Below are 22112 nucleotides of genomic sequence, written 5' to 3'. Positions count from 1 at the left end.
ACGGCGGAGCGCGCCATCCTTGGGCGCATGCTGAACATCATCGCCTCAGACGGCTGGGCTTCGGATGCCCTCTGGACATGGTTCTCCGCACGGCGCGCCGTCGATGAAGCGATCAGCGCCCTCGACGACGCGGGAGTGGGGCTGCTTCCGCTCGTGGCGGCGAGCGAGTGGCAGGCCGAGGGCGTGCGAGCCCTGCACGCGCTCATCATCGACATGAAGGAGCGCACCACGACCGAGGTCGGCGTGCTGAGCAGCCGCCTGTGGGAGTTGGACACGGCTGGTCGAGCATGAGCGACGACATCGACATCACCCACGGCGGCGCGATCGCCGTCGACCCCGACGCGCTGCGTGCCGTCGCGACGGCGTTGGGCGCGATCGCACCGACGATCGCCGATGCCGCGGCCGCGGTACGCAGCGCACACGGTTTCATCGTCGCCACGCCGCAGCTCAGCGCTCAGGTCGACACGGTGGCGCTGTGGGCGAGCGGGCAGCGGATCGATGCGCTGCACGCGGAATGCCTGACCGCGTCGGCCAACACGCTGCTGATGGCCGATGTTTACGAACTCGTCGAACTGCGCGCGCAGCTGTCAGCGCTGGCAGTGCAGGACACGGCGCAGGCCTTCGCCATCGACGCGCGCATCGCGCAGCTCGAGAGGTCCGATCCGCGAGTGGTCGAGATGGAGAAGTGGCTGCTCGCGAACTGGCACGCGAAGCGATTCGAGGGGCTGGACGGACAGCTCGACATGGGACCGATGGGTACGGGCCCCGGCGTCGTTCCGGATCTGGGAACGCTGCTGGGTGTGGTCGCGGCGGCCGCAGCGACCGGCTCCGGCAGACTCTCACCGAACGCGACGCTGTCGGGGAGCGGCCGCCCGGTGTCGGTGACGCCCGTGCGGACGGGCACGCAGATCGCTCCGCCGACGAGCCTGGCCGAGGCGCTGAGGCGCTTCCCCGACGCGACAGGCGCGCAGCTCAAGGTCGAGAAGTACACGATGCCCGACGGCACGAACAGGTTCGTGCTCTACGCGAAGGGAACGCAGCCCAGCCTCGACCCGAAGGAGCCCTTCGATCTGAAGTCGAACCTCGATCTGTACGCGGGGCAGGAGTCGGCGTCGTACGCCGCGACCGTCGAGGCTCTGGAAGCGGCGGGGGCGCAGCCGGGAGACGAGGTGCACGTGTACGCGCACTCGCAGTCGGCGATGAACGCCGCTTATCTCTCGACGCAGAGCGACTTCGACGTGACCGTGCAGGTGACAGCGGGCAGCCCGGTGCATCCGGTGGTGGCAGAGGACCAACTGCTCATCGAGTTGCGGCACACCGACGATTTCGTCAGCAGCCTCGCCGGCGGCGGAGCGCCGGGCGGCACCGGCTCAGCGGACAGCGTCGTCGTGACCAGGGACGGCGATCCCTTCGACGCGGTGTTCCCGGCGCACATGATGGAGAGCTACACCGAGACCGCGGAGATGGCGGACGAGTCTGGCGACGTGCGCTTGGAAGCATGGCTCGCCAAGGCCGGAGAGCTGAACGAGGCCGTCGCGATCGAATCGACGGAGTACGTCGCGCGGAGGCGGTGATGCGTCCGATCCGTCCCGTGGGCCGAGGATCAGTCCCGTGGGCCGAGGGTCAGTCGCGACGCTGCTTGCGCTGCGGGCGGAGGATGCCGCCGAACACCGCGTTGATGATCGAGATGATGATCGCCGCGAGCACGCCCCACCAGAAGCTGCCGACAGTGAGACCCCAGCCGAAGCCGGACGTGATCCACGCGGTGAGCCACAGCAGGAAGCCGTTGATGATGAGACCGATGAGCCCGAGCGTGAGGATGTAGAGCGGGAACGCCAGGATCTTCACGACCGTGCCGATGATCGTGTTGACGAGCGCGAAGATCGCGCCGACCGCGAGCAGTGTGAGCACGAGCTGCAGGGTCTCCCCTGGAGGGAACGCGACGATCGCGACCTGCAGCGCCGGGATCAGCGTGACGACCCACAGTGCGAACGCGTTGATGACGACTCGGATGATGAAACGCATGGTGGATTCAGTCTCGCACGACCGATGACGGTTGTCACCGGACGGTCACTCGTAGACTGACCTCGTGACCGAGCCGATCCTTCCCCGCATCCGTCCAGAGATCGCCGCCCTCGCGCCGTACCGGCAGGGCAAGCAGGCGGGGCCGGATGCATTCAAGCTCTCCAGCAACGAGAACCCGTTCGATCCGCTGCCGTCCGTGCTGGAGGCTCTCGGCCGCACCACGCCGATCAACCGCTATCCCGACGCCTCGGCGACCCGCCTGCGCGAGCGCCTCGCGGCCCGCTACGGCGTCGAGGTCGACCAGGTGCACGTCGCCAGCGGCAGCGTCGCCATCCTCTACCAACTGGTGCAGGCCGCGGCATCCGTCGGCGACGAGGTCGTCTACGCGTGGCGCTCGTTCGAGGCCTACCCGGGTCTGCCCCTCGTCGCCGGGGCGACCGGCGTACCGGTGCCGCTGACCGCAGATGCACGGCACGATCTCGACGCGATGGCGGATGCCGTCACCGAGCGCACCCGCGCGATCCTGTTGTGCACCCCCAACAACCCCACTGGTCCGATCATCACGGGCGACGAGTTCACCGCGTTCATCGGCAAGGTCCCCTCCGACGTGCTGGTCATCCTCGATGAGGCCTACGCCGAGTTCGTCACCGCGGAGGGTGCGGTGGACGGGCTGGCCTCGCGCGTGTTCGAGCAGCATCCGAACGTCGTGGTGCTGCGCACCTTCTCGAAGGCGTACGGACTCGCCGGGCTCCGCGTCGGATACGCGATCGGTCAGGCCAAGGTGCTCGATGCGGCGAGGGCGACCAGTGTTCCACTGTCTGTCACGGCCGCCGCGGAGGCCGCCGCGATCGCGAGCCTCGATGCCGCGACCGAACTGCTCGACCGGGTCGCGGTGATCGTCGAGCGGCGGGCGCGCCTGCTGGACGGACTGCGTGCACTGGGCTGGGACGTACCCGACGCGCAGGGCAACTTCGTGTGGCTGCCCACCGGCGATCGCACCGATGAGATCGCCGCGGCATTCGTGGCCGCCGACATCGTCGTCAGGCCGTTCTCCGGCGACGGCATCCGCATCTCCGTCGGCGAGGACGCCTCGATCGACCGGGTGCTCCACGTCGCCTCCACTGCGCGCTGATCAGCGGTTTCTCCGGACTCCAGGCAGATACGAGGGCGTCCTAGGTATACGTGACCGGGCATGTCGGCTCGGTTAGCGTAGAACCGTGACCTCGTCAGAGACCGATATCGTCCGCGTCCTCGAGGCGGATGGCCGCTTCGCGCCCAGCCCTGCCGCCGAGCAGTATCTGCCACTGATCGAAGCGATCAGCGATGCAGAGCTCGAGCAGTTCTACCGCGACATGGTCGTCATCCGCGCGATCGACAATCAAGCCACCAACCTGCAGCGCCAGGGGCAGCTGGCACTGTGGCCGCCGAGCCGGGGCCAGGAGGCGGCGCAGGTGGGATCGGCCAGGGCCGCGCGCGCGCAGGACACCGTGTTCCCCTCGTACCGCGAGCACGCCGTCACTCGCATCCGGGGCGTCGATCCGATCGGCATCATCAAGCTGATGCGCGGTATCTCGCACGGCGGATGGGATCCGACCGATCCGGCCAACGGCAACACCCGGCTGTACACGCTGGTGCTCGGCTCGCAGGTGCTGCACGCTACGGGGTACGCCATGGGTCTGAACTTCGGCGACCGCACCGGCACCGGAGACCCCGAGCGCGATGAAGCAGTGATCGTCTACTACGGCGACGGCGCCTCCAGCCAGGGCGACGTGCATGAGGCGATGGTCTTCGCCGCCAGCTACCAGACCCCGACCGTCTTCTTCCTGCAGAACAACCAGTGGGCGATCTCGGTGCCCGTCTCCACGCAGACCAGGGTGCCGTTCGCACGACGCAGTGAGGGTTACGGCATCGACAGCATCCGCGTCGACGGCAACGACGTGCTCGCGAGCTACGCCGTCTCGCGCGTCGCTCTCGACGAAGCCCGCGCCGGAAAGGGCCCCCGCGCGATCGAGGCGGAGACCTATCGCCTCGGCGCGCACACCACGAGCGACGACCCGACGAAGTACCGCACCAGCGATGAGGAGCAGTCGTGGCAGCTGCGGGATCCGATCCCGCGCATGCGCGCGTTCCTCGAGGGGCGGGGCGCCGCAGGATCGTTCTTCGAGGAGGTGGATGCCGAAGCCGCCGACGCCGCGGAAGACCTCCGCGTCCGCTCCCTCGCACTCGAATCGCCCCCTGCGAACAAGATCTTCGATCACGTGTACAGCGAGCCGCATCCGCTCATGGACGAGCAGCGCGCGTGGCGCGCCGAGTACGAGGCGTCCTTCGAACAGCCGGGAGCCCAGTCATGACGCTCGAGACGATGCCGCTCAGCAAGGCCCTCAACGCCGGCCTTCGCAAGGCGATGGAAGACGACCAGAGCGTGCTCCTCATGGGTGAGGACATCGGCAAGCTCGGCGGGGTGTTCCGCATCACCGAGCATCTGCAGCGCGACTTCGGCGACAAGCGCGTGCTCGACACGCCGCTCGCGGAGTCCGGCATCGTCGGCACGGCGATCGGGCTCGCGATGGCCGGGTTCCGGCCGGTCTGCGAGATCCAGTTCGACGGCTTCGTGTTCCCCGCGTTCGATCAGATCACCTCGCAGCTGGCGAAGATGACCAACCGGCACGAAGGTGCGCTGTCTATGCCGATCGTGATCCGCATCCCGTACGGCGGCCACATCGGCGCGATCGAGCACCACCAGGAGAGCCCGGAGGCCTACTTCACGCACACGCCGGGGCTGAGGGTCGTCGCGCCGTCGACACCGAACGATGCGTACTGGATGATCCAGGAGGCGATCGCCTCGAATGATCCGGTCATCTTCCTCGAGCCGAAGAGCAAGTATTGGCAGAAGGGCGAGGTCGAGTTCGACAGGTCCGCCGCGCCGCTGCACTCGTCGCGCGTGGTGCGCACCGGTACCGACGTCACCCTGGTCGGCCACGGCGCGATGGTCACGACGCTGCTGCAGGCTGCTGCGCTCGCCGAGGGCGAGGGCACGAGCTGCGAGGTCGTCGACGTGCGGTCGCTGTCACCGGTCGATTACGGTCCCATCCTCGACTCGGCCCGCAAGACCGGTCGCGTGGTCTACGCGCAGGAGGCGCCGGGGTTCAACAGCCTCGGCAGCGAGATCGCCGCGACCGTGATGGAGCGCGCCTTCTACGCGCTCGAAGCCCCCGTGCTGAGGGTGTCGGGTTACGACACCCCGTTCCCGCCCGCCAAGCTCGAGGGAACGTTCCTCCCGGATGCCGACCGCATCCTCGAGGCCGTCGACCGGTCATTGGCCTACTGACCAGTTCCGAAAGGACTCGCAATGAGCACGCAGAACTTCAACCTCCCCGACGTCGGCGAGGGCCTGACCGAGGCCGAGATCGTCACGTGGAAGGTCGCTCCTGGTGACGATGTCGCCGTCAACGACGTGATCTGCGAGATCGAGACGGCCAAGTCGCTCGTCGAGCTGCCGTCGCCGTACGCCGGCGTCGTCGGCGATCTGCTGGTCGGCGAGGGCACGACGGTCGAGGTCGGCACCCCCATCATCAGTTTCGTGTCGGATGCCGGGGCAGCCGCGGTCACGCAGCCACCCGCCCCTGCGGACGAGCCGGGCGGCTCGGTTCTCGTCGGGTACGGCACCGGTGCGGGCGCGACCTCCCGTCGCACGCGCCCCGCAGTGCGTCCGGTGCGCTCGTCGGTCGGCGTTATCGCGAAGCCGCCGATCCGCAAGCTGGCCCGCGACCTCGGCGTCGATCTCTCCTCGATCACCCCGACCGGCGCCGACGGCGAGGTCACCCGCGATGACGTGGTGAAGCAGGCGTCGCAGGCGAGCGTGTTCCGCAACATCGAGACCCCGGAGTGGGGCGCGGTGCGCGAGGAGACGGTGGCGCCGAAGCCCGCTCCGGCCGGCCTCGCCCGCGGAGTCGCTGCGTCCGCGTCTCACGATTCGGATGCACGCACCGAGTCGATCCCCGTCAAGGGCGTGCGCAAGGTCAGCGCTTCGGCCATGGTGCAGAGTGCGTACACCGCGCCGCACGTCACGGTCTGGAAGGAAGTCGACGCGACGCGCACGATGGAGCTCGTCAAGCGCTTGAAGACCTCGCCCGACTACGCCGACATCAAGGTGTCGCCGCTGCTGATCGTGGCGCGCGCCGTGATCTGGGCGGTGCGCCGTAACCCGATGGTCAACGCGGCCTGGGTCGAGACCGACGGCGGTGCCGAGATCTCGGTACGCCACTACGTCAACCTCGGCATCGCCGCGGCGACCCCGCGCGGACTGCTCGTGCCCAACATCAAGGACGCGCAGGACCTCAACATGCGCGAGCTCGCGCGGGCGCTCAACCGTCTCACGCTGACCGCGCGCGAGGGCAAGACCCCGCCGGCCGATCAGCAGGGCGGCACGATCACGATCACCAACATCGGCGTGTTCGGGATGGATGCCGGAACCCCGATCATCAACCCCGGCGAGGCCGGCATCGTGGCGATGGGCACGATCAGCCAGAAGCCGTGGGTCGTCGACGGCGAGGTGCGTCCGCGGTACGTCACCACGGTTGCCGGGTCCTTCGATCACCGCGTCATCGATGGCGACGGCATGAGCCGCTTCATCGCCGACGTCGCCAGCATCCTTGAGGAGCCCGCGCTGCTCGTCGACTGACGCTCGGTCGGATGCCGCGACTAGGAGGGCGCGCTCAGTCGCTGCTCGGCGAGTCGGGGCACGGCTCGCTCGCGCGCCGCGCGGCGCGCGGTCGCGACGGCTCCGGCGGAGACGACGGCGGCACCGAGGGTCGAGGCGACGATCTCGGGCGCGGGGAGGTGAAGCTCCTCCGGCAGGATGCGCCGCGCGGCGGCGAGCACTGGCTCGATGCTCTCGGCGATCGCCCCGCACACGATCACGCGCGAGGGGTCGTACATGCTGCCGAGCACTCCGACGACGCGTGCGACAGTCGCACCGACGCGGTCGGTGACGAGCACGGCATCCGCGTCTCCTGACGCCGCGAGAGTCAGTACGACCCGCGAATCGATGCGCTCCTCCGCCACGAGTCGCCCCACCGCGCTGTCTGCGGTGATCTCGCCGGCCTTCACCGCGGCTCTGGCCTGATTCTGCACGGCGTACCGGAGCCCGAAGGCCGAGCCGACACCGACGATGTGATCGAACACGATGCTCTCGCCGACACCACCGTGCGCACCGTGCAGCACATGCCCGTCGACGACCACTCCGCCGCCGAAGCGCTCACTGGCGAGGAGGGCGACATAGTCGCGGCATCCGATCGCCGCCCCCACCGCACCCTCGGCGATGGCGGCGAGCTGGGCGTCGTTCTTGATCTCGACGACGGGAGCCCAGTCGCGCAGCGCCTCGGCGAGGCCGGGGTTCGTCCGCTCCCAGAAGCCGTCGGGGTGAGGCGGCGAGACGCCGTCGCGGTTCACGGGCGCGGCGACACCGGCGCAGAGTGCGAGCACGCGGTCTCGGGGGATGCCGGCCTCGTCGAGAGCCGTACGCAGCTGCTCGATGATGGTCGCCCGCCGCTCGTCGGCGGACTGCGCCGAGGAGATCTCGACACGGTGATGCACGAGCGTGCGATCGAGCGGGTCGGCGACTGTGACGGCGAGATGCGTGTCGCCGGCGTCGATGCCCACGACGACGCCGAGGTCGTCGGAGAGGGCGAAGCGCCTGGCCGGGCGTCCGGAGCGATAGCTGCCTGCTGCACGAGCATTGGGGAGCTCCCGCAGGACCTCGGCTCCGACGAGCGTGTCGATCGCATCGATGGCGGTGGAGCGCGTCAGCGATGTGGCGGCCATGACCTCGGTGGCGGTGAACTGCCCCGCCTCCCAGGCGAAGTCGAGGACGGCCCCGACGCTCGCGCGTCCGGTTCCGAGCCCTGCGGCGACTTCTGTCACAACGCTTGACCTTCCTCTCGTTCCAATGAGAGAGTACCTCCCGACAGTAAATTCGTTCATTAGATTTAATGTTCGGATCTATCGGATCGGAAGGACGACGGTGTCTGAGAAACGAACACGCGCGCTGCGGATGGTCGCCGGTGGCCTCGGCCTCGCGATGGTCGGTGCGGCTCTCACGAGTTGCGCGGCCGGGTCGTCTGCGGAGACGATCCGCTTCACCTTCAACAAGCGCGAGGCGATCCCGTTCATGACCGAGCTCGTCGCCGAGTACAACGCGTCTCAGGATGACGTGCGGGTGGAGATCGACACGTCGGGGCCGGACGTCATCTCCGCCAGCTTCGTGCGGGGCAACCCGCCCGACCTCATCCTCGGCAACTACAACTACGAGATCGCGCGTTTCGTGCAACGCTGCGCCCTGATCGATCTCTCCGAGACGGATGCGGCCTCCGCCATCCGGGACGACCTGCAACCGCTCATGGAGCAGTACGGCTCGTGCGAGGGCCGCACGAGCGCCCTGCCGTACTCGGTGATGGCGGCCTCCGTGATCTACAACAAGGAGATCTTCCGGGCCGAGGGGCTGGAGGTGCCGCAGACCTGGGACGAGCTGATCGCCGTGTGCGACCAGCTCAAGGATGCCGGGATCGACCCGTTCTACGGCACGTTCAAGGACGACTGGACTGTCGGTCAGGGTTGGTACGACTACACGATCGGCGGCTCTGTCGACACGATCGACTTCTTCGACGCCATGGCGATCGAAGGCGCAGCGGTGGGTCCCGACTCGGACGTCTCGTTCGAGAAGGACTTCGCCGAGTCCATGGAGCAGATGATGCAGCTCGCGACCGAGTACACGAATGAGGATGCCGAGAGCCGGGGCTACGGCGACGGCAACCTCGCGTTCGGCGAAGGCCAGGCGGCGATGTACATGCAGGGCCCGTGGGCTTTCAGTGAGATCGCGAAGACCGCGCCCGACCTCGAGCTCGGCACTTTTCCCCTGCCCATGACCGACGATCCGGCCGACCTCGGCGTACGCGTGAACATGGATCTCGGCGCGATGATCCCCGAGGGTTCACGGCACCAGGATGCGGCACGCGACTTCCTCGAGTATCTGTACCTCCCCGAGAACATCGAGGCGTACAACGAATCCCAGCTCGGCTTCACGCCGACCAAGGACGCTCCTGCTCCGAACGACCCGAGGATCGAGGGGATGATCGACTACTACGAGAACGGGCAGATCTATCAGGGCGCGTCGGTGCTCGTTCCCAAGACGATCCCGGTGATGAACTACGCCCAGGCGATGGTGCTGGGCGCCTCGACGACATCGACGCTGCGCACGATGGACGCGGACTGGGCTCGCATCGCCTTCCGCGCTCCGATCCCCACCACAGAAGATGCGGCCGCAGGCGAGACAGAGGAGTCCGCACCGTGAGCACCACCGCATCCGCGAACATCACGCGGCCCAACAGTCCGACCACGGACACGACCTCCATCGTCACAGGACAGGGACGCAGGCTTCGACGGCGCACCCGAAGGGTCGAGCCGATCTACTACCTGTTCCTGCTTCCGACGCTCGTGCTCTTCACCCTCGCGATCACGCTGCCGGCGGTGATGGGGATCTTCTTCAGCTTCACCGACTCGATCGGGATCGGTGAGTGGAGTTTCAACGGGGTGACCAACTACATCGCCATGTTCAGCGACCCGGCGATCCTGCAGAGCTACCTGTTCACGTTCGGGTTCTCGATCGCCACAGTGATCGTCGTCAACGTCATCGCGTTCCTGCTCGCAGTGGGCCTCACCTCCCGCATCCGGTTCAAGACGGGCCTGCGCACGATCTTCGTGATCCCGATGGTGATCTCGGGCATCATCATCGCGTACGTGTTCAACTTCCTGTTCTCGAACTCGATTCCTGCCGCCGGTGCGGCCACCGGCATCCCGTGGCTCGAGACCAGCCTGCTGGCGAATCCTGATCTGGCGTGGGTGGCGATCGTGATCGTGACCGCGTGGCAGGCCGTCCCCGGTGCGCTACTGATCTACATCGCCGGCCTGCTCTCGGTGCCGAACGAGGTGTACGAGGCGGCGAGCATCGACGGCGCGAGCAAGCCGCAGCAACTCACGCGCATCACGGTCCCGCTCGTCGCGGGGTACGTCGTGATCAACGTGATCCTCGGCTTCAAGGGGTTCCTGAACGCCTACGACATCATCGTCGGCCTCACCAACGGCGGGCCGGGGACCGCCACCCGCAGCGTCGCGATGACGATCATCGCCGGCTTCAACAGCGGCGACTACGCCTACCAGATGGCCAACGCGACGATCTTCTTCATCGTCGCCGTACTGATCTCGCTCCTTCAGCTCTCGCTGACCCGCGGAAGGAATGCCCTCTGATGTCGACGCAGACGATCACCACCCAGACCGTGGGGAAGAAGCCGCGCGTGCGCATGGAGCGCGTGAACTGGTCAGGCACGATCATCCTGATCCTGTGCGCGGTCACGGTGCTCCTGCCGCTGTACGTCACGATCTCGATGGCGTTCAAGACCACGGGACAGGCGGTCGACGGCAACGCCTTCTCGCTTCCCGCACCGTTCAGCATCGACGGGTTCGTCGAGGCCTGGAACCTCACCAAGTTCCCCGTCGGTGCGGCGATCTCGCTGCTGGTGACCGCGGGCACCGTGATCGCGACGATACTGCTCGCCGCGTTCGCGTCGTACGCGATCGTGCGCAACTGGGATCGGCGGCTGTTCCGTTACTCGTTCTTCTACCTGCTCGCAGCGATGTTCATCCCGTTCCCCGTCGTGGCTCTGCCGCAGATCCAGCTGACGGGACGCGTGGGGCTGGACAACCCGCTCGGCGTCATCATCCTCGCGACCATGTTCCAACTGAGCTTCAGCGTGCTGCTGTTCACCGCCTTCCTCCGGTCGATCCCGCTCGAACTGGAGGAGAGCGCGCGCATCGACGGCGCCAGTACGTGGCAGACGTTCTGGCAACTGATCTTCCCGCTGCTCGCCCCGATGAGTGCGACGGTCGGCATCTTCGCGTTCCTCTACGCGTGGAACGACTTCATGATGCCGTCGCTCATCATCTCGGATCCGGCGCTGCAGACCTTGCCGGTGCGTCAGAACCTGTTCCAGACGCAGTTCAGCAACAACTACAACGTGTCGTTCGCCTCGTACCTGATGGCGATGGCCCCGGCGATCCTGGCGTACCTGTTCACGCAGCGCTTCGTCATGGAGGGCGTCACGCAGGGCGCCGTCAAGGGCTGATCCTCACGACCTCAGACCATCGAAAGACAGAAGGAGCAACACCCCTCATGACCGATGCGCCTCTCACCGAGACCCGCGACGACATCACCGCAGGCGACAGCACGGCGGCGTGGTGGCGGCAGGCAGCCGTCTACCAGATCTACCCGCGCAGCTTCGCGGATGCGAACGGGGACGGGCTCGGTGACATCCCCGGCATCGTCAGCCGCGCCGACTATCTCGCGCAGCTCGGCATAGACGCGGTGTGGCTGAGCCCGTTCTACCCCTCGGCGCTCGCGGACGGCGGCTACGACGTCGCCGACTACCGCGACGTCGATCCGAGGCTCGGCACACTGGAGGATTTCGACGCCATGGTCGCGGCGCTGCACGAGCGGGGTATCCACGTCGTCGTCGACATCGTCCCCAATCACACGTCCGACCTGCACGAGTGGTTCCAGGAGGCGCTCGCCGCCGGGCGCGGATCCGCGGCGCGCGAGCGGTACATCTTCCGCGAGGGCGCGGGCCCCGACGGGGCTGAGCCGCCCACCGACTGGGGAGCGGCGTTCGGCGGCCCGGCATGGGAGCGCGTGGAGGACGGGCAGTGGTACCTGCACAGTTTCGCCACCGAGCAGCCCGATCTGAACTGGGATCACCCCGAGGTCCGCGCGGACTTCCTGAAGACCCTGCGCTTCTGGTCCGACCGCGGAGTCGACGGGTTCCGCATCGATGTCGCGCACATGCTCACCAAAGACCTCACGGAGCCGCTGCCCTCACGTGCAGACCTCGAGCTGATCGACCGTTCGTCGGGCCGGCATCCTCTCAGCGACCGTGATGAGGTGCACGACATCTACGCCGAGTGGCGTCGCGTGTTCAACGAGTACGACCCGCCGCGCACGGCGGTCGCCGAGGCGTGGGTGGCGACACCGGAGCGCCGGGCGAAGTACGCGTCGGCGGAGGGACTCGGCCAGGCATTCAACTTCGACCTCCTCGTCGCCGACTTCGATGCCGGTCAGTTCCGGAGCATCATCGCCGACAACCTCGAGCAGGCCCGGGTGACCGGGTCATCGAGCACGTGGGTGCTCTCCAACCACGACGTCACCCGACATGCCACGCGGTACGGCCTCGCCCCCCTCGGAGGGCGCCCGGTCAAGCAGGGCGTCGAGTGGGTGGCGGCCGGCGGTCCGGAGGACAAGCTCGACCGTGCACGAGGGGCCCGCCGGGCGAACGCGGCGACGTTGCTGCTGCTGGGGCTTCCCGGCAGCACCTACCTCTACCAGGGAGAGGAGCTGGGACTGCACGAGGTCGCGACGATCACGGCAGCGCAGCGTCAGGATCCGGCGTTCTTCCGCGGTGCCGAGTTCGACGGACTCGGGCGGGACGGATGCCGCGTGCCGCTGCCGTGGACGGCATCCGGATCCTCGTTCGGATTCGGCACCGACGGTGCTCATCTGCCGCAGCCGGAGTGGTTCGCCGAGTACGCCGTCGACGTCGAGGCGGATGATCCGTCGTCCACCCTGTCGCTGTACCGCGAGGCGCTGCGCCTGCGGCATCTGCTGCAGACCGGCGAGACACTGGTGTGGAACGACACCGGGCGCGCCGATGTGCTGCGCTTCACGAGGCCGAACGGCTGGCAGATCGTCACGAACTTCGGCGAGGATCCGCTCGAACTCGGCGCGGATGCCGCCGGTGTCGTGCTCTCGAGCCGGGCACTCGACGGACAGTCGCTGCCGGGCGAGACCACGGCCTGGATCGCGCCGGGCGATCTTCTCGGCTGAGCGCCGCGGGCGTCCGCGTCCGGGGCCTCGCGGCGCCATGCTCGGTCGCCTCGTAGGAAGTCTGGTGAGAATGGTTATCATTAGCGTGTAGAATAGAGGGCATGAAGAAGTCCGTCGCCGCATTCGCCGTCGCATCCGTCTCCGCCATCGTCCTGGCCGGATGCTCCACCACTCCCGCTCCGGAGAGCGGCGGAGACGGCGTGATCCAGGTCGTGGCCAGCACCAATGTCTACGGATCGCTCGCCGCGCAGATCGGCGGCGACCGCGTCGACGTGACCTCGATCATCACCTCGGCTTCGCAGGACCCGCACTCCTACGAGGCGTCAGCGCGCGACCGCCTGACCGTGCAGGATGCCGACCTCGTCATCGAGAACGGCGGAGGCTACGACTCGTTCGTCGACACCCTCATCGGTGAGTCCGACGTGCACGTCTTCACGGCGGCATCCTTCTCGCACGACTTCCCCGGCAACGAGGGGCATGAGGATGCCACGACCGATGAGCACGCGGAAGAGGGCCACGCGGAGGAAGGCCACTCCGAGGAGGAGCACGCCGCCGAGGAAGAGAGCCACGACCACGCCGAAGAAGAGGGTCACGAGGGCCACGATCACATCGAGGGCTTCAACGAGCACGTCTGGTTCGACCCGCACACCATGATCCACGTGGTCGAGGGCATGGCAGAGGAGTTCACCGAGCTCGACCCCGATGGCGAGGCCGACTTCACTGCAGCGGCCGCCGAGATCATCAGCGACCTCGAGGGCTTCGAGGCCGAGCTCGAGACGCTCGGCGTCGACGCCGGCGGAGCGTCGGTGTTCATCACCGAGCCGCTGCCCGGTTACATCGCGGCAGCCGCCGGCCTCACCGACGTGACGCCCGAGGGCTTCGCGGAAGCGGTGGAAGAGGGCACGGATGTCTCTCCCGCGACGCTTCTCGCGGCACTCGAAGTCATCGAGGGCGGCGAGGTCAAGGCGCTGCTCACGAACGCGCAGACCGGCGGCGCCGAGACCGAGCGCGTCGAGGAGGCGGCTGAGGCCGCCGGCATCCCCGTCGTCGCATTCACGGAGCTGCTCGAGGACGGATCGTCGTACTCTGAGTGGATGCGTGATGCGATCCAGGACCTCGCCGCCGCACTCGAGAAGTGAGTGGGGCCGACACCGGAGCGAGCGCGGGCCGATCGGCGCCCGTACTCGAGATCACCGGGGCGGCGCTTCATCGCGGGCACAGGGAACTGTGGTCCGGACTCGATCTGACCGTCCAGCCCGGTGAGTTCATCGCCGTGCTCGGGCCGTCGGGCTCGGGCAAGACCACGCTCATGCGCGCGATCCTCGGTCTGCAGCCGCTGAGCTCGGGCAGCATCCGCGTCGCGGGGCATCCGGTTCGTCGAGGCAACCCGCGCATCGGGTACATCCCTCAGCAGCGGCCGCTGCCTCCGGACACCAGCATGCGTGCCCGCGACGTGGTCGCCCTCGGCGTGAACGGCACGCGATTCGGACTGCCCATCCCGCGCCGCGGTGACAGGGCCAGGGTCGACGCACTGCTCGAGGGCGTCGGAGCCTCCCACTTCGCCGAACGCCGCGTGGGGCTCCTCTCCGGAGGGGAGCAGCAGCGGCTGCGAGTGGGGCAGGCCCTCGCGGATGCGCCGACGCTGCTGCTCTGCGACGAACCGCTGTCGAACCTCGACCTCGCGAACCAGCTCGGCATCACCGACATCATCGACCGTCAGCGCCGCGATCGCGATGCCGCCGTGCTGTTCGTGACGCACGACATCAACCCGATCCTGGGCAGGGTCGACCGCATCCTCTACATCGCGGGCGGCCGCTTCGTGCTCGGCACCCCGGACGAGGTGCTGCAGAGCCGCGTGCTCACCGACCTGTACGGAACCCCGGTCTTCGTGCTCCGTGCCGGCGACCGCCTGGTCGTCGTCGGCGTGCCGGATGCCGAGCCGCACCACGATCACGACGCGGGAGAAGTCGCATGATCGCGCCGTCGGGTGTGCAGCAGCTGCGGAGAACTGCACGTTCTTCGGAGGCATCGCACGAATCTCTCCGAGTCAGCTGCACTTCTCCGAAGTCGGTGCTCGGCCCGGCGTCGGCAATCGTGCCCGGATGCTGCGCGGGGGTGACCGCATGATCGTGCACAGCATCGACTGGGGAGACGTCTTCTCGTTCCAGGACTACGGCGCACTCGTCGCCCTGCTCGCGAACTCGATAATCGCGGGGGCGGTGCTGGGCATCGTCGGCGGGCTGATCGGCGTCTTCGTGATGCAGCGCGACCTCGCCTTCGCCGTGCACGGCGTGAGCGAGTTGTCGTTCGCCGGTGCCGCCGCGGCCCTGCTGTTCGGCGGCAGCGTGGTGGCAGGATCGCTCGGAGGCGCCTTGGTCGCCGCGATCCTGATCGGCATCCTCGGTTCGAAGGCGCGCGACCGCAATTCGATCGTCGGTGTGCTGATGCCGTTCGGCCTCGGCCTCGGCATCCTGTTCCTGTCGCTCTACGACGGGCGCAGCGCCAACCGCTTCAGTCTGCTCACGGGCCAGATCGTCTCGGTGTCCAGCCCCGACCTCGGGGGGCTGATCGGCATCAGCGCTTTCGTGCTGATCGGGTTGCTGGTGATGTGGAACCCGCTGCGGTTCGACTCGCTCGACAACGTCGCCGCCAGCGCCCGCGGCATCCCCACCGGCGCGCTGAGCCTGGCGTTCATGGTGCTGCTCGGACTCATCGTCGCCGTCAGCGTGCACATCATCGGCGCGCTGCTGGTCATGGCGCTGCTGGTGACCCCCGCCGCGGCGGCCATGCGCGTGGCGGCCGGCCCCCTCACCGTGCCCCTCCTCGCGGCGCTGTTCGGGTTCGTCTCCGCCGTCGGCGGCATCCTGCTCGCGCTCGCAGGCACCCTGCCGGTGAGCCCGTACATCACGACCATCTCGTTCCTCATCTACGCGGGATGCTGGCTGGTGCAGCGCTCGCGCGCACGGGTGACACGACGCTCTCAGCCCGTGACAAGCGCCGCGGCCTAGACTCTCGGTATGGTTCAGCGCAATACCTGGCAGCGTGAGCGCGTGCGTGAGGCGCTCGCGGATGCGCGCGGTTTCGTGAGCGCGCAGACTCTTCACGCGACGCTTCGCGACGAGAACACCGGAATCGGTCTCGCCACGGTCTACCGCACGCTGTCGGGCCTCGCCACAGCGGGCGACGCCGATTCGCTGCAGAGCCCGGAGGGCGAGGCGCTCTACCGCGCCTGTTCGACCGAGGGCCACCACCACCACCTGATCTGCCGTTCGTGCGGTCTGACCGTCGAGATCGAGGCGAAGGACGTCGAGGCCTGGGCGCAGCGCACCGCGTCGCTGCACGGCTTCAGCGAGGCCGAGCACGTCGTCGACATCTTCGGACTGTGCACTCCGTGCGCGAACCGGCGCGCAGCCGCTGAGGGATCAGCGTCCGCGTGAGCACCGTCAGCCCGCCGCGCGCGTCGACTGCTGCTGGGCCGGGTCGCAACTCGCGCGCCCCTCGCTCGCCGTGGATCGGCGTCGGCATCGGTGTCGTCATCATTGCGGCGCTGTTCCTGATCGACAGGTTCGCACCGTCGCTGTTCCAGGCATCGCTGCCTAACCGCGCGCAGGACGGACTGACCCTCGCACTGAGCGTGCTGATCGAGGCGCTGCCGTTCGTCGTGCTCGGCGTGGTGCTGTCGATCGTCGTGCAGGTGTGGCTGCCGCCGGATCTCATCCAGCGCTGGCTGCCTACGCGCGGCTGGGCGCGCCGTGCGGTGCTCTCGCTGCTCGGGATGCTGATCCCGGTGTGCGAGTGCGGCAACGTGCCCTTCGCCCGTGGTCTGATGATGCGCGGCCTCGCGCCGGCGGAGGCGATGACCTTCCTGATCGCCGCGCCCATCGTGAACCCGATCGTCATCATCACCACGCACGCCGCGTTCGGCTGGGACGGCGGCATCCTCGTCGCGCGGCTCGTCGGCGGTTACCTGATCGCGAACCTGATCGGCTGGATCTACAGCCGTCATCCCTCGCCCGACGCCCTGCTCACCCAGCAGTTCACCGCCACGTGCGAGCGGGTGCAGCACGAGCACGGCACCCCGACCCGTCGCAGTCTCACGCAGTTCCTGATCGAACTGCGCGCCGTCATGCCCGCCCTCGTGATCGGCTCGGCACTCGCGGGGGCCGTGCAGGTGCTCGTGCCGCGCGACATGCTGCTCGCGATCGGCTCGAACCCGGTGCTCTCGATCGTCGCGATGATGGCGCTCGCGATGACGGTCGCGATCTGCTCCAACGTCGACGCCTTCTTCGCCCTGTCGTTCGCCTCGACGTTCTCCTCCGGTGCGCTGATCGCCTTCCTCCTGGTGGGACCACTGGTCGACATCAAGATGCTCGCGCTGCTGCGCACGACGTTCACCACCCGCACGCTCGTCGGCGTGGTCGCGGTCGTCGTGATGAGCGCGTTCGCGATCGGGATCGGGGTGAACGTCTTTGGCTGAGCAGTCCCGCCCCCGCTGGCAAGCCATCGCGACGCGCTGGCTCGGCCTCGGCCTCGCCGTCGTCATCTCGGTCGTGACCCTCGGTCTCGGCATCACCGGCCAGCTCACCCTCTACATCAGCCCCGAATCGATCTGGTTCGCGTGCGCAGGTGCGGTCGTCGTGCTCGCCGGAGCGATCTGGTCGTGCACGCTCCCGTTGGGAGCAGAGACGGATCATGGCCACGATCACGGACCCGCCCCATCGGATGCTGCGCCCGTCGCACCCCCGAAACGCGCCCTCAAGGTGGCCGGTGTCGTCTCGGCCGGGGTCGTCGCGAGCGGAGTCGTCGTCGCCGCACTCGTGCTGCCGCCCGCATCGCTGTCTGTCGAACTCGCGATGTCGCGGGCGGATGCGACCGGTACCCTCTTCGCCGGTGCGGACACCCCGACGCTCGGCGTCGCGGACACCACGACCTTCGGGGTCGGGGAGTGGTCGAGCGTCTTCGCGACGGCTACGCGTCCTGAGGCCTACGACGGCTCGACGGTCACTCTGACCGGCTTCGTCACGCCCGGCGCCGATGCGGATGCCGTGAACCTCACCCGCATGATCATCACGCACTGCGTGATCGATGCGCAGCCGGCCGCGGTGCCGGTGGCGGTCGATGCCGGCGAGAGCGGCAAGGGCCAGTTCAGCACAGGGCAGTGGATCGAGGTCACCGGCACGGTCACCGCCGACGGTGACGGCTCGCTGCGCGTCGTCCCCACCTCGGTCGTCCAGATCGATGAGCCGGGGGATCCTTATGAGTACTGAGGATCATCCGGACGTACCGCGCACCCGAGCCGAAGCGCGTGCGGCGCGCGAGGCCGCTGAGCACGGGGCCGCGGAGCGCGAATCCGCTGAGCGAGGCGTCGCGGAGCACGAGGCGGCGGAGGCCGCGGAGCGGCGTCCGACGACTGAGCCCGGCGACGCGCCAGCGATCCCACCCGCTCCGGCCGACGCGACATTCCTCCCTGCCGTCGTGCAGCCTGTCCCTGCCGCCGGCGTCGCTCTGCCGACCACTGAGCCCACCGGTGCAGGTTTCCCGGGCGCTGAACCTGCCGCCGAGCCGGCTCGTGGCTCCTCCAGCGCGGCCGCCCATCGCCTCGCCGCCCCCAAGGACCGCCGTTTCCTGTACACGATCCTCGCGGTGGTCACCGTGCTCGTGGTCGTCGTCGCTGGGCTCGGCGCCATCAGCCTGTTCCAGGGGCCGCGCGTCAGCGAGGTGCAGGTCGACGCAGCAGAGGCCATCGACGTCTCAGGAAGCCGCGTCATCCTCACGGCCAATCAGTCGCTGCAGCAGATCGACGAGTCGCAGGTCACGGTCGAGCCCGCCGTGCCGTTCACCGTGGATGCCGCGGGGCGCAGCATCGGCATCCGCTTCACCGTCCCTCTCGACGACGCGACCGAGTACACCGTGAGGGTCGCCGGTGCCACGGGCACGGGCGGGGGCCCGGCATCCGACCTCTCGACCAGCTTCACGACGCCGGCCGCCGAGATCTTCCTGCTCAACAGGTCTGACAATGACGACTCGATCTTCCGCACCGATCTCGGCGGCGAGAACGCGGTGCCCGTGTTCACTCATCCGCGCATCAACGACTTCCGCTCGACGTCGACCCGCCTCGTCGTCGCGATCGAGGAAGAGGAGGAATCGCGCATCCTCGTCATGGACCACAACGGCGCGAATGTGCGCGAGCTGACCCTGCCCGGCGACGGGTTCGTGAGCTCGGTGCAGGTCTCCGAACGCGGCGGGCTGGTCGGCTACACGTACTCCGATCGCGAGCTCACGGAGGACACCGGACGCGCGAGCGTGCTCGTCACGCAATCGCTCAGCGGTGACGACGAGCCGCACATCGCGCAGGTCGGCGACGCCGAGGCCAGCATCGCCGAGTGGCAGTTCGTGCCCGACTCGGCCGCGGTGCTGTTCATCGACTTCGACGGCACGCTCTCACTCGACGACCGATCCGGCGATGAGGGCGCGCAGAACATGGGCATCGCCATGAGCCTGCTGGGCATCTCGCGGGGCACGTACACGGCGATCGTGCGGCGTGCGGACGGCGCGACAGTCGAGTTGAACCTCGCCGACGGCTCGGAGACGCCGCTCGCGGCATCCGACCCCGATTTCGGTCCGGCGACCACGATCACCCCGTACCCCGGCGGCACCCTGCGGCACATCGTGGCGCGCGACGCGAACGGCCTCCCCACCGGTCAGGCGATCATCAGGGTCGACGACGACGGTGCCGCGACCTCGCTGTTCGACGTCGCCTCCGGCAATGCGATCCTGCAGGCGTGCCCGTCCCCGAGCGGTCAGTACGCCGCGGTGACCGTCGCGCCCACGCTCGTCGAGAACCCGTACGACGACATGCTCGTGCCGCTTCCGAAGACCCTGCAGACGCATCTGATCGACCTTCGCTCCGGCGAGGAGATGGTCGTGCTCACCGGTTTCGACGCCTCGTGGTGCCAGATGGCGCCGCAGTTCTGAGCCGATGACGCTGCGCCGTGCCACCAGAGGCGACCTCGCCGCCCTGCCGCTCGCGGTCGCGCCCCGACTGCTCGGCGGCGAGCTTCGCACGGTCGTCGACGGAGCCGAGGTGCGCCTGCGGATCACCGAGGTCGAGGCCTACCACGGCCGCGGCACGGGGGAGCTCGCCGACCCCGGATCCCACGCGCGCATGGGCAGGACCGCCCGCAACGCCACGATGTGGGGCGAGCCGGGGCATCTCTACGTGTACCTCAGCCACGGCATCCACTCGTGCGTCAACGTCGTGTGCGCACCGGACGGGATCGCCGGTGGTGTGCTGCTGCGTGCCGGCTCGGTCGTCGAGGGCGTGGATGCTGCGACCGCACGATCGGGCAGGACAGGGCGCGACCTCGCCAGAGGCCCCGGACGATTCGGGCAGGTGTCGGGCCTGCGGCATCCGCTCCACGACGGGATCGACGCGATCACGGGGGCGGAACTGCACGGAGCCGGCGCCGAACTGTGGCTGGCGGACGCTGAGGTCCCGATCGCGACAGGACCGCGCGTCGGCGTCGCGGGGGTCGCAGGCACGCACGCGTTCCCCTGGAGATTCTGGATCGAGGGAGACCCGTCTGTCTCGGTGTTCCGCTGGGGGCGGGGCGCAGCCGACGCGCAGGCCATGCTAAACTGACTCCTTGTCTGCGCACACTCCTGTGCGTAGTTCGTGTGCTGTCTCCCTCCTGGGTCATCCGAGAGGTGCGGCGCGCAGACAAGGGATCTTGGGTGAGGCCGTCCGGTCTCACGGTAATGAAGGAGTAATCACATGGCAGCAGTGTGCCAGGTGACAGGAGCTGTTCCCGGCTTCGGTCACAACATCTCGCACTCGCACCGCCGGACGAAGCGCCGCTTCGACCCGAACGTGCAGAAGAAGACCTATTTCGTGCCGTCGCTCGGCCGTAAGGTCACCCTGAACGTGTCCGCCAAGGGCATCAAGGTGATCGACGTGCGTGGCATCGAGAACGTGGTCAAGGACCTCAAGGCGAAGGGTGTGAAGCTCTAATGGCCAAGAAGGCTCAGGACGTCCGTCCGATCATCAAGCTGCGTTCGACGGCAGGCACCGGGTTCACGTACGTGACCAAGAAGAACCGTCGCAACACCCCCGACCGCCTCGTGCTGAAGAAGTACGACCCGGTCGTCCGCAAGCACGTCGAATTCCGAGAGGAGCGCTAAACATGGCTAAGAAGAGCAAGATCGCTCGCAACGAGCAGCGCAAGGTCATCGTCGAGCGCTACGCCGCACGTCGTGCCGAGCTGAAGAAGACCCTGGTCGACCCGGCCGCGACCGACGAGGCCCGCGAGGCTGCTCGCGTCGGCCTGCAGAAGCTGCCGCGCAACGCATCGCCGGTGCGCGTGCGTTCGCGTGACGCCATCGACGGCCGCCCCCGTGGCATGCTGACGAAGTTCGGCATCTCGCGTGTGCGCTTCCGCGACATGGCACACCGTGGCGAGCTGCCCGGTATCACCAAGTCGAGCTGGTAAGCAACGCTTTCAAAGGGGGCGAGGATCTTCGGATCCTCGCCCCCTTTCGCGTACTCGGACCCTGCCGCGCCATATGGACGGCGGCCACGTGAGCCGCTCCCGGCTTCGCAACCGGGATCGATGGGAGCTTTTCGCTCCTGCATGGCGCGAGGAGCATGCGAGAACCTCCCACCGATGAGGGGAAAAGCAAAGCTGATTCTGTGACTGGAGTGACCAATGTGACGCGACACGCCTAGGAAAACCCCAAAACCCGCGAAATGACGCGGAAATGCGGGCAGTGGTTGATACATTCGAGGCGGTCACTCGACCAGCGGGCGGCATCCGCCTCCCGAACCACAACGATGCGACACTTTGTCGCTGGAGGATGACATGGCTGACAAGTCCATCACCAAGACCGAGCTCGTCGCGAGCATCGCAAGCGCCACCGGCCAGAGCCAGGCCACCGTCTCCGGTGTCCTCGACGCACTCTTCGGCACCGTCTCCGACGCTGTCGCCAAGGGCAGCAAGGTCTCGATCCCGGGCTGGATCTCGTTCGAGCAGGTCGACACCGCGGCTCGCACCGGCCGCAACCCCCAGACCGGCGCCGAGATCAAGATCCCGGCAGGCAAGCGCGTCAAGGTGACCGCCGGCTCCAAGCTCAAGGCAGCTGTCAAGTAAGACCGCTCCTCTCG

Annotated in this window: 24 protein-coding genes; 22 read left to right on the top strand and 2 right to left on the bottom strand. The window is 68.1% G+C overall.

Annotated features, from left to right (window positions below):
• Positions 1-27: 27 nt before the first annotated feature.
• Together ACYVG2_RS13150 and ACYVG2_RS13145 are read left to right on the top strand one after the other, a co-directional pair.
• Positions 28-291 (top strand): hypothetical protein, encoded by a 264-nt coding sequence (locus ACYVG2_RS13150; RefSeq protein WP_460781398.1) that lies wholly within the window; start codon positions 28-30, stop codon positions 289-291.
• On the top strand, positions 288-1574 hold the full coding sequence (locus tag ACYVG2_RS13145; protein WP_460781397.1) for a hypothetical protein: 1287 nt from the start codon (positions 288-290) through the stop codon (positions 1572-1574). Before ACYVG2_RS13150 ends, ACYVG2_RS13145 begins: the two co-directional genes overlap by 4 nt.
• A 49-nt stretch (positions 1575-1623) precedes the next feature.
• Here the strand turns inward: ACYVG2_RS13145 and ACYVG2_RS13140 are convergent, their stop codons facing one another.
• Positions 1624-2025, bottom strand: a complete 402-nt coding sequence (locus tag ACYVG2_RS13140; RefSeq protein ID WP_448964822.1) for a phage holin family protein — start codon at positions 2023-2025, stop codon at positions 1624-1626.
• A 64-nt stretch (positions 2026-2089) separates the two neighbouring features.
• On the opposite strand from ACYVG2_RS13140, the gene ACYVG2_RS13135 reads away from it, so the two are divergent.
• The 4 genes from ACYVG2_RS13135 to ACYVG2_RS13120 all read left to right on the top strand — a co-directional run bounded on the left by ACYVG2_RS13135 (position 2090) and on the right by ACYVG2_RS13120 (position 6706).
• A complete protein-coding gene (locus tag ACYVG2_RS13135) occupies positions 2090-3157 on the top strand; it encodes a histidinol-phosphate transaminase (RefSeq protein ID WP_460781396.1) in 1068 nt (355 codons plus the stop codon).
• Between the two features lie 85 nt (positions 3158-3242).
• Positions 3243-4376 (top strand): thiamine pyrophosphate-dependent enzyme, encoded by a 1134-nt coding sequence (locus tag ACYVG2_RS13130; RefSeq protein WP_460781395.1) that lies wholly within the window; start codon positions 3243-3245, stop codon positions 4374-4376.
• On the top strand, positions 4373-5353 hold the full coding sequence (locus ACYVG2_RS13125) for an alpha-ketoacid dehydrogenase subunit beta (RefSeq protein WP_460781394.1): 981 nt from the start codon (positions 4373-4375) through the stop codon (positions 5351-5353). The genes ACYVG2_RS13130 and ACYVG2_RS13125 overlap by 4 nt, the downstream gene beginning before the upstream one ends.
• A gap of 21 nt (positions 5354-5374) precedes the next feature.
• The gene (locus tag ACYVG2_RS13120; protein ID WP_460781393.1) at positions 5375-6706 is read left to right on the top strand and encodes a dihydrolipoamide acetyltransferase family protein; all 1332 of its coding nucleotides are present in this window, start codon (positions 5375-5377) and stop codon (positions 6704-6706) included.
• 20 nt (positions 6707-6726) lie between these two features.
• Here the strand turns inward: ACYVG2_RS13120 and ACYVG2_RS13115 are convergent, their stop codons facing one another.
• A complete protein-coding gene (locus tag ACYVG2_RS13115) occupies positions 6727-7947 on the bottom strand; it encodes an ROK family protein (RefSeq protein WP_460781392.1) in 1221 nt (406 codons plus the stop codon).
• Positions 7948-8047: 100 nt separating this feature from the next.
• Between ACYVG2_RS13115 and ACYVG2_RS13110 the strand changes: the two genes are divergently transcribed.
• From ACYVG2_RS13110 to ACYVG2_RS13035, 16 genes are all read left to right on the top strand, one after another.
• Positions 8048-9373, top strand: coding sequence for an ABC transporter substrate-binding protein (locus ACYVG2_RS13110; RefSeq protein ID WP_460781391.1), 1326 nt, complete (start codon positions 8048-8050; stop codon positions 9371-9373).
• Positions 9374-9432: 59 nt separating this feature from the next.
• Entirely contained in the window at positions 9433-10326 is an 894-nt protein-coding gene (locus tag ACYVG2_RS13105) for a carbohydrate ABC transporter permease (RefSeq protein ID WP_460781471.1), read from the top strand.
• The gene (locus ACYVG2_RS13100; protein WP_460781390.1) at positions 10326-11201 is read left to right on the top strand and encodes a carbohydrate ABC transporter permease; all 876 of its coding nucleotides are present in this window, start codon (positions 10326-10328) and stop codon (positions 11199-11201) included. The genes ACYVG2_RS13105 and ACYVG2_RS13100 overlap by 1 nt, the downstream gene beginning before the upstream one ends.
• 47 nt (positions 11202-11248) lie before the next feature.
• Positions 11249-12952, top strand: a complete 1704-nt coding sequence (locus ACYVG2_RS13095; RefSeq protein ID WP_460781389.1) for a glycoside hydrolase family 13 protein — start codon at positions 11249-11251, stop codon at positions 12950-12952.
• Between the two features lie 101 nt (positions 12953-13053).
• Positions 13054-14091 (top strand): metal ABC transporter solute-binding protein, Zn/Mn family, encoded by a 1038-nt coding sequence (locus ACYVG2_RS13090; RefSeq protein WP_460781388.1) that lies wholly within the window; start codon positions 13054-13056, stop codon positions 14089-14091.
• Positions 14088-14927, top strand: a complete 840-nt coding sequence (locus ACYVG2_RS13085) for a metal ABC transporter ATP-binding protein (protein WP_460781387.1) — start codon at positions 14088-14090, stop codon at positions 14925-14927. The genes ACYVG2_RS13090 and ACYVG2_RS13085 overlap by 4 nt, the downstream gene beginning before the upstream one ends.
• Positions 14928-15075: 148 nt before the next feature.
• Positions 15076-15960 carry a metal ABC transporter permease gene (locus tag ACYVG2_RS13080; protein ID WP_460781470.1) on the top strand — a complete coding sequence of 295 codons (885 nt, stop codon included), beginning with the start codon at positions 15076-15078 and terminating at the stop codon, positions 15958-15960.
• A gap of 9 nt (positions 15961-15969) precedes the next feature.
• On the top strand, positions 15970-16389 hold the full coding sequence (locus tag ACYVG2_RS13075) for a Fur family transcriptional regulator (protein ID WP_448964809.1): 420 nt from the start codon (positions 15970-15972) through the stop codon (positions 16387-16389).
• A 74-nt stretch (positions 16390-16463) separates the two neighbouring features.
• The gene (locus ACYVG2_RS13070) at positions 16464-17429 is read left to right on the top strand and encodes a permease (RefSeq protein ID WP_460781469.1); all 966 of its coding nucleotides are present in this window, start codon (positions 16464-16466) and stop codon (positions 17427-17429) included.
• Positions 17422-18219, top strand: coding sequence for a TIGR03943 family putative permease subunit (locus ACYVG2_RS13065; protein WP_460781386.1), 798 nt, complete (start codon positions 17422-17424; stop codon positions 18217-18219). Before ACYVG2_RS13070 ends, ACYVG2_RS13065 begins: the two co-directional genes overlap by 8 nt.
• Positions 18209-19927 carry a hypothetical protein gene (locus tag ACYVG2_RS13060; protein ID WP_460781385.1) on the top strand — a complete coding sequence of 573 codons (1719 nt, stop codon included), beginning with the start codon at positions 18209-18211 and terminating at the stop codon, positions 19925-19927. Before ACYVG2_RS13065 ends, ACYVG2_RS13060 begins: the two co-directional genes overlap by 11 nt.
• A gap of 4 nt (positions 19928-19931) precedes the next feature.
• Positions 19932-20594: a DNA-3-methyladenine glycosylase gene (locus ACYVG2_RS13055; RefSeq protein ID WP_460781384.1), complete on the top strand. Its 663-nt coding sequence runs from the start codon at positions 19932-19934 to the stop codon at positions 20592-20594.
• Positions 20595-20726: 132 nt separating this feature from the next.
• On the top strand, positions 20727-20963 hold the full coding sequence (gene rpmB, locus ACYVG2_RS13050) for a 50S ribosomal protein L28 (protein WP_307359928.1): 237 nt from the start codon (positions 20727-20729) through the stop codon (positions 20961-20963).
• Complete coding sequence (gene rpmG, locus ACYVG2_RS13045) at positions 20963-21133, top strand: 50S ribosomal protein L33 (RefSeq protein ID WP_147038276.1); 171 nt, start codon at positions 20963-20965, stop codon at positions 21131-21133. The genes rpmB and rpmG overlap by 1 nt, the downstream gene beginning before the upstream one ends.
• Before the next feature lie 2 nt (positions 21134-21135).
• Complete coding sequence (rpsN, locus tag ACYVG2_RS13040) at positions 21136-21441, top strand: 30S ribosomal protein S14 (protein ID WP_033105719.1); 306 nt, start codon at positions 21136-21138, stop codon at positions 21439-21441.
• A 369-nt stretch (positions 21442-21810) separates the two neighbouring features.
• The gene (locus ACYVG2_RS13035) at positions 21811-22098 is read left to right on the top strand and encodes an HU family DNA-binding protein (protein ID WP_033105720.1); all 288 of its coding nucleotides are present in this window, start codon (positions 21811-21813) and stop codon (positions 22096-22098) included.
• Positions 22099-22112 lie beyond the last annotated feature (14 nt).

This window comes from Microbacterium shaanxiense (assembly GCF_054779995.1).
This window is presented reverse-complemented; position numbering and strand designations above follow the sequence as displayed.

Excerpts from the sequence above, each read along its gene's own strand:
- ACYVG2_RS13150 (WP_460781398.1), top strand. The coding sequence starts at position 28 with ATGCTGAACATCATCGCCTCAGACGGCTGGGCTTCGGATGCCCTCTGG.
- ACYVG2_RS13145 (WP_460781397.1), top strand. The coding sequence starts at position 288 with ATGAGCGACGACATCGACATCACCCACGGCGGCGCGATCGCCGTCGAC.
- ACYVG2_RS13140 (WP_448964822.1), bottom strand. The coding sequence starts at position 2,025 with ATGCGTTTCATCATCCGAGTCGTCATCAACGCGTTCGCACTGTGGGTC.
- ACYVG2_RS13125 (WP_460781394.1), top strand. The coding sequence starts at position 4,373 with ATGACGCTCGAGACGATGCCGCTCAGCAAGGCCCTCAACGCCGGCCTT.
- ACYVG2_RS13120 (WP_460781393.1), top strand. The coding sequence starts at position 5,375 with ATGAGCACGCAGAACTTCAACCTCCCCGACGTCGGCGAGGGCCTGACC.
- ACYVG2_RS13100 (WP_460781390.1), top strand. The coding sequence starts at position 10,326 with ATGTCGACGCAGACGATCACCACCCAGACCGTGGGGAAGAAGCCGCGC.
- ACYVG2_RS13095 (WP_460781389.1), top strand. The coding sequence starts at position 11,249 with ATGACCGATGCGCCTCTCACCGAGACCCGCGACGACATCACCGCAGGC.
- ACYVG2_RS13090 (WP_460781388.1), top strand. The coding sequence starts at position 13,054 with ATGAAGAAGTCCGTCGCCGCATTCGCCGTCGCATCCGTCTCCGCCATC.
- ACYVG2_RS13080 (WP_460781470.1), top strand. The coding sequence starts at position 15,076 with ATGATCGTGCACAGCATCGACTGGGGAGACGTCTTCTCGTTCCAGGAC.
- ACYVG2_RS13075 (WP_448964809.1), top strand. The coding sequence starts at position 15,970 with ATGGTTCAGCGCAATACCTGGCAGCGTGAGCGCGTGCGTGAGGCGCTC.
- ACYVG2_RS13060 (WP_460781385.1), top strand. The coding sequence starts at position 18,209 with ATGAGTACTGAGGATCATCCGGACGTACCGCGCACCCGAGCCGAAGCG.
- ACYVG2_RS13055 (WP_460781384.1), top strand. The coding sequence starts at position 19,932 with ATGACGCTGCGCCGTGCCACCAGAGGCGACCTCGCCGCCCTGCCGCTC.
- rpmB (WP_307359928.1), top strand. The coding sequence starts at position 20,727 with ATGGCAGCAGTGTGCCAGGTGACAGGAGCTGTTCCCGGCTTCGGTCAC.
- rpmG (WP_147038276.1), top strand. The coding sequence starts at position 20,963 with ATGGCCAAGAAGGCTCAGGACGTCCGTCCGATCATCAAGCTGCGTTCG.
- rpsN (WP_033105719.1), top strand. The coding sequence starts at position 21,136 with ATGGCTAAGAAGAGCAAGATCGCTCGCAACGAGCAGCGCAAGGTCATC.
- ACYVG2_RS13035 (WP_033105720.1), top strand. The coding sequence starts at position 21,811 with ATGGCTGACAAGTCCATCACCAAGACCGAGCTCGTCGCGAGCATCGCA.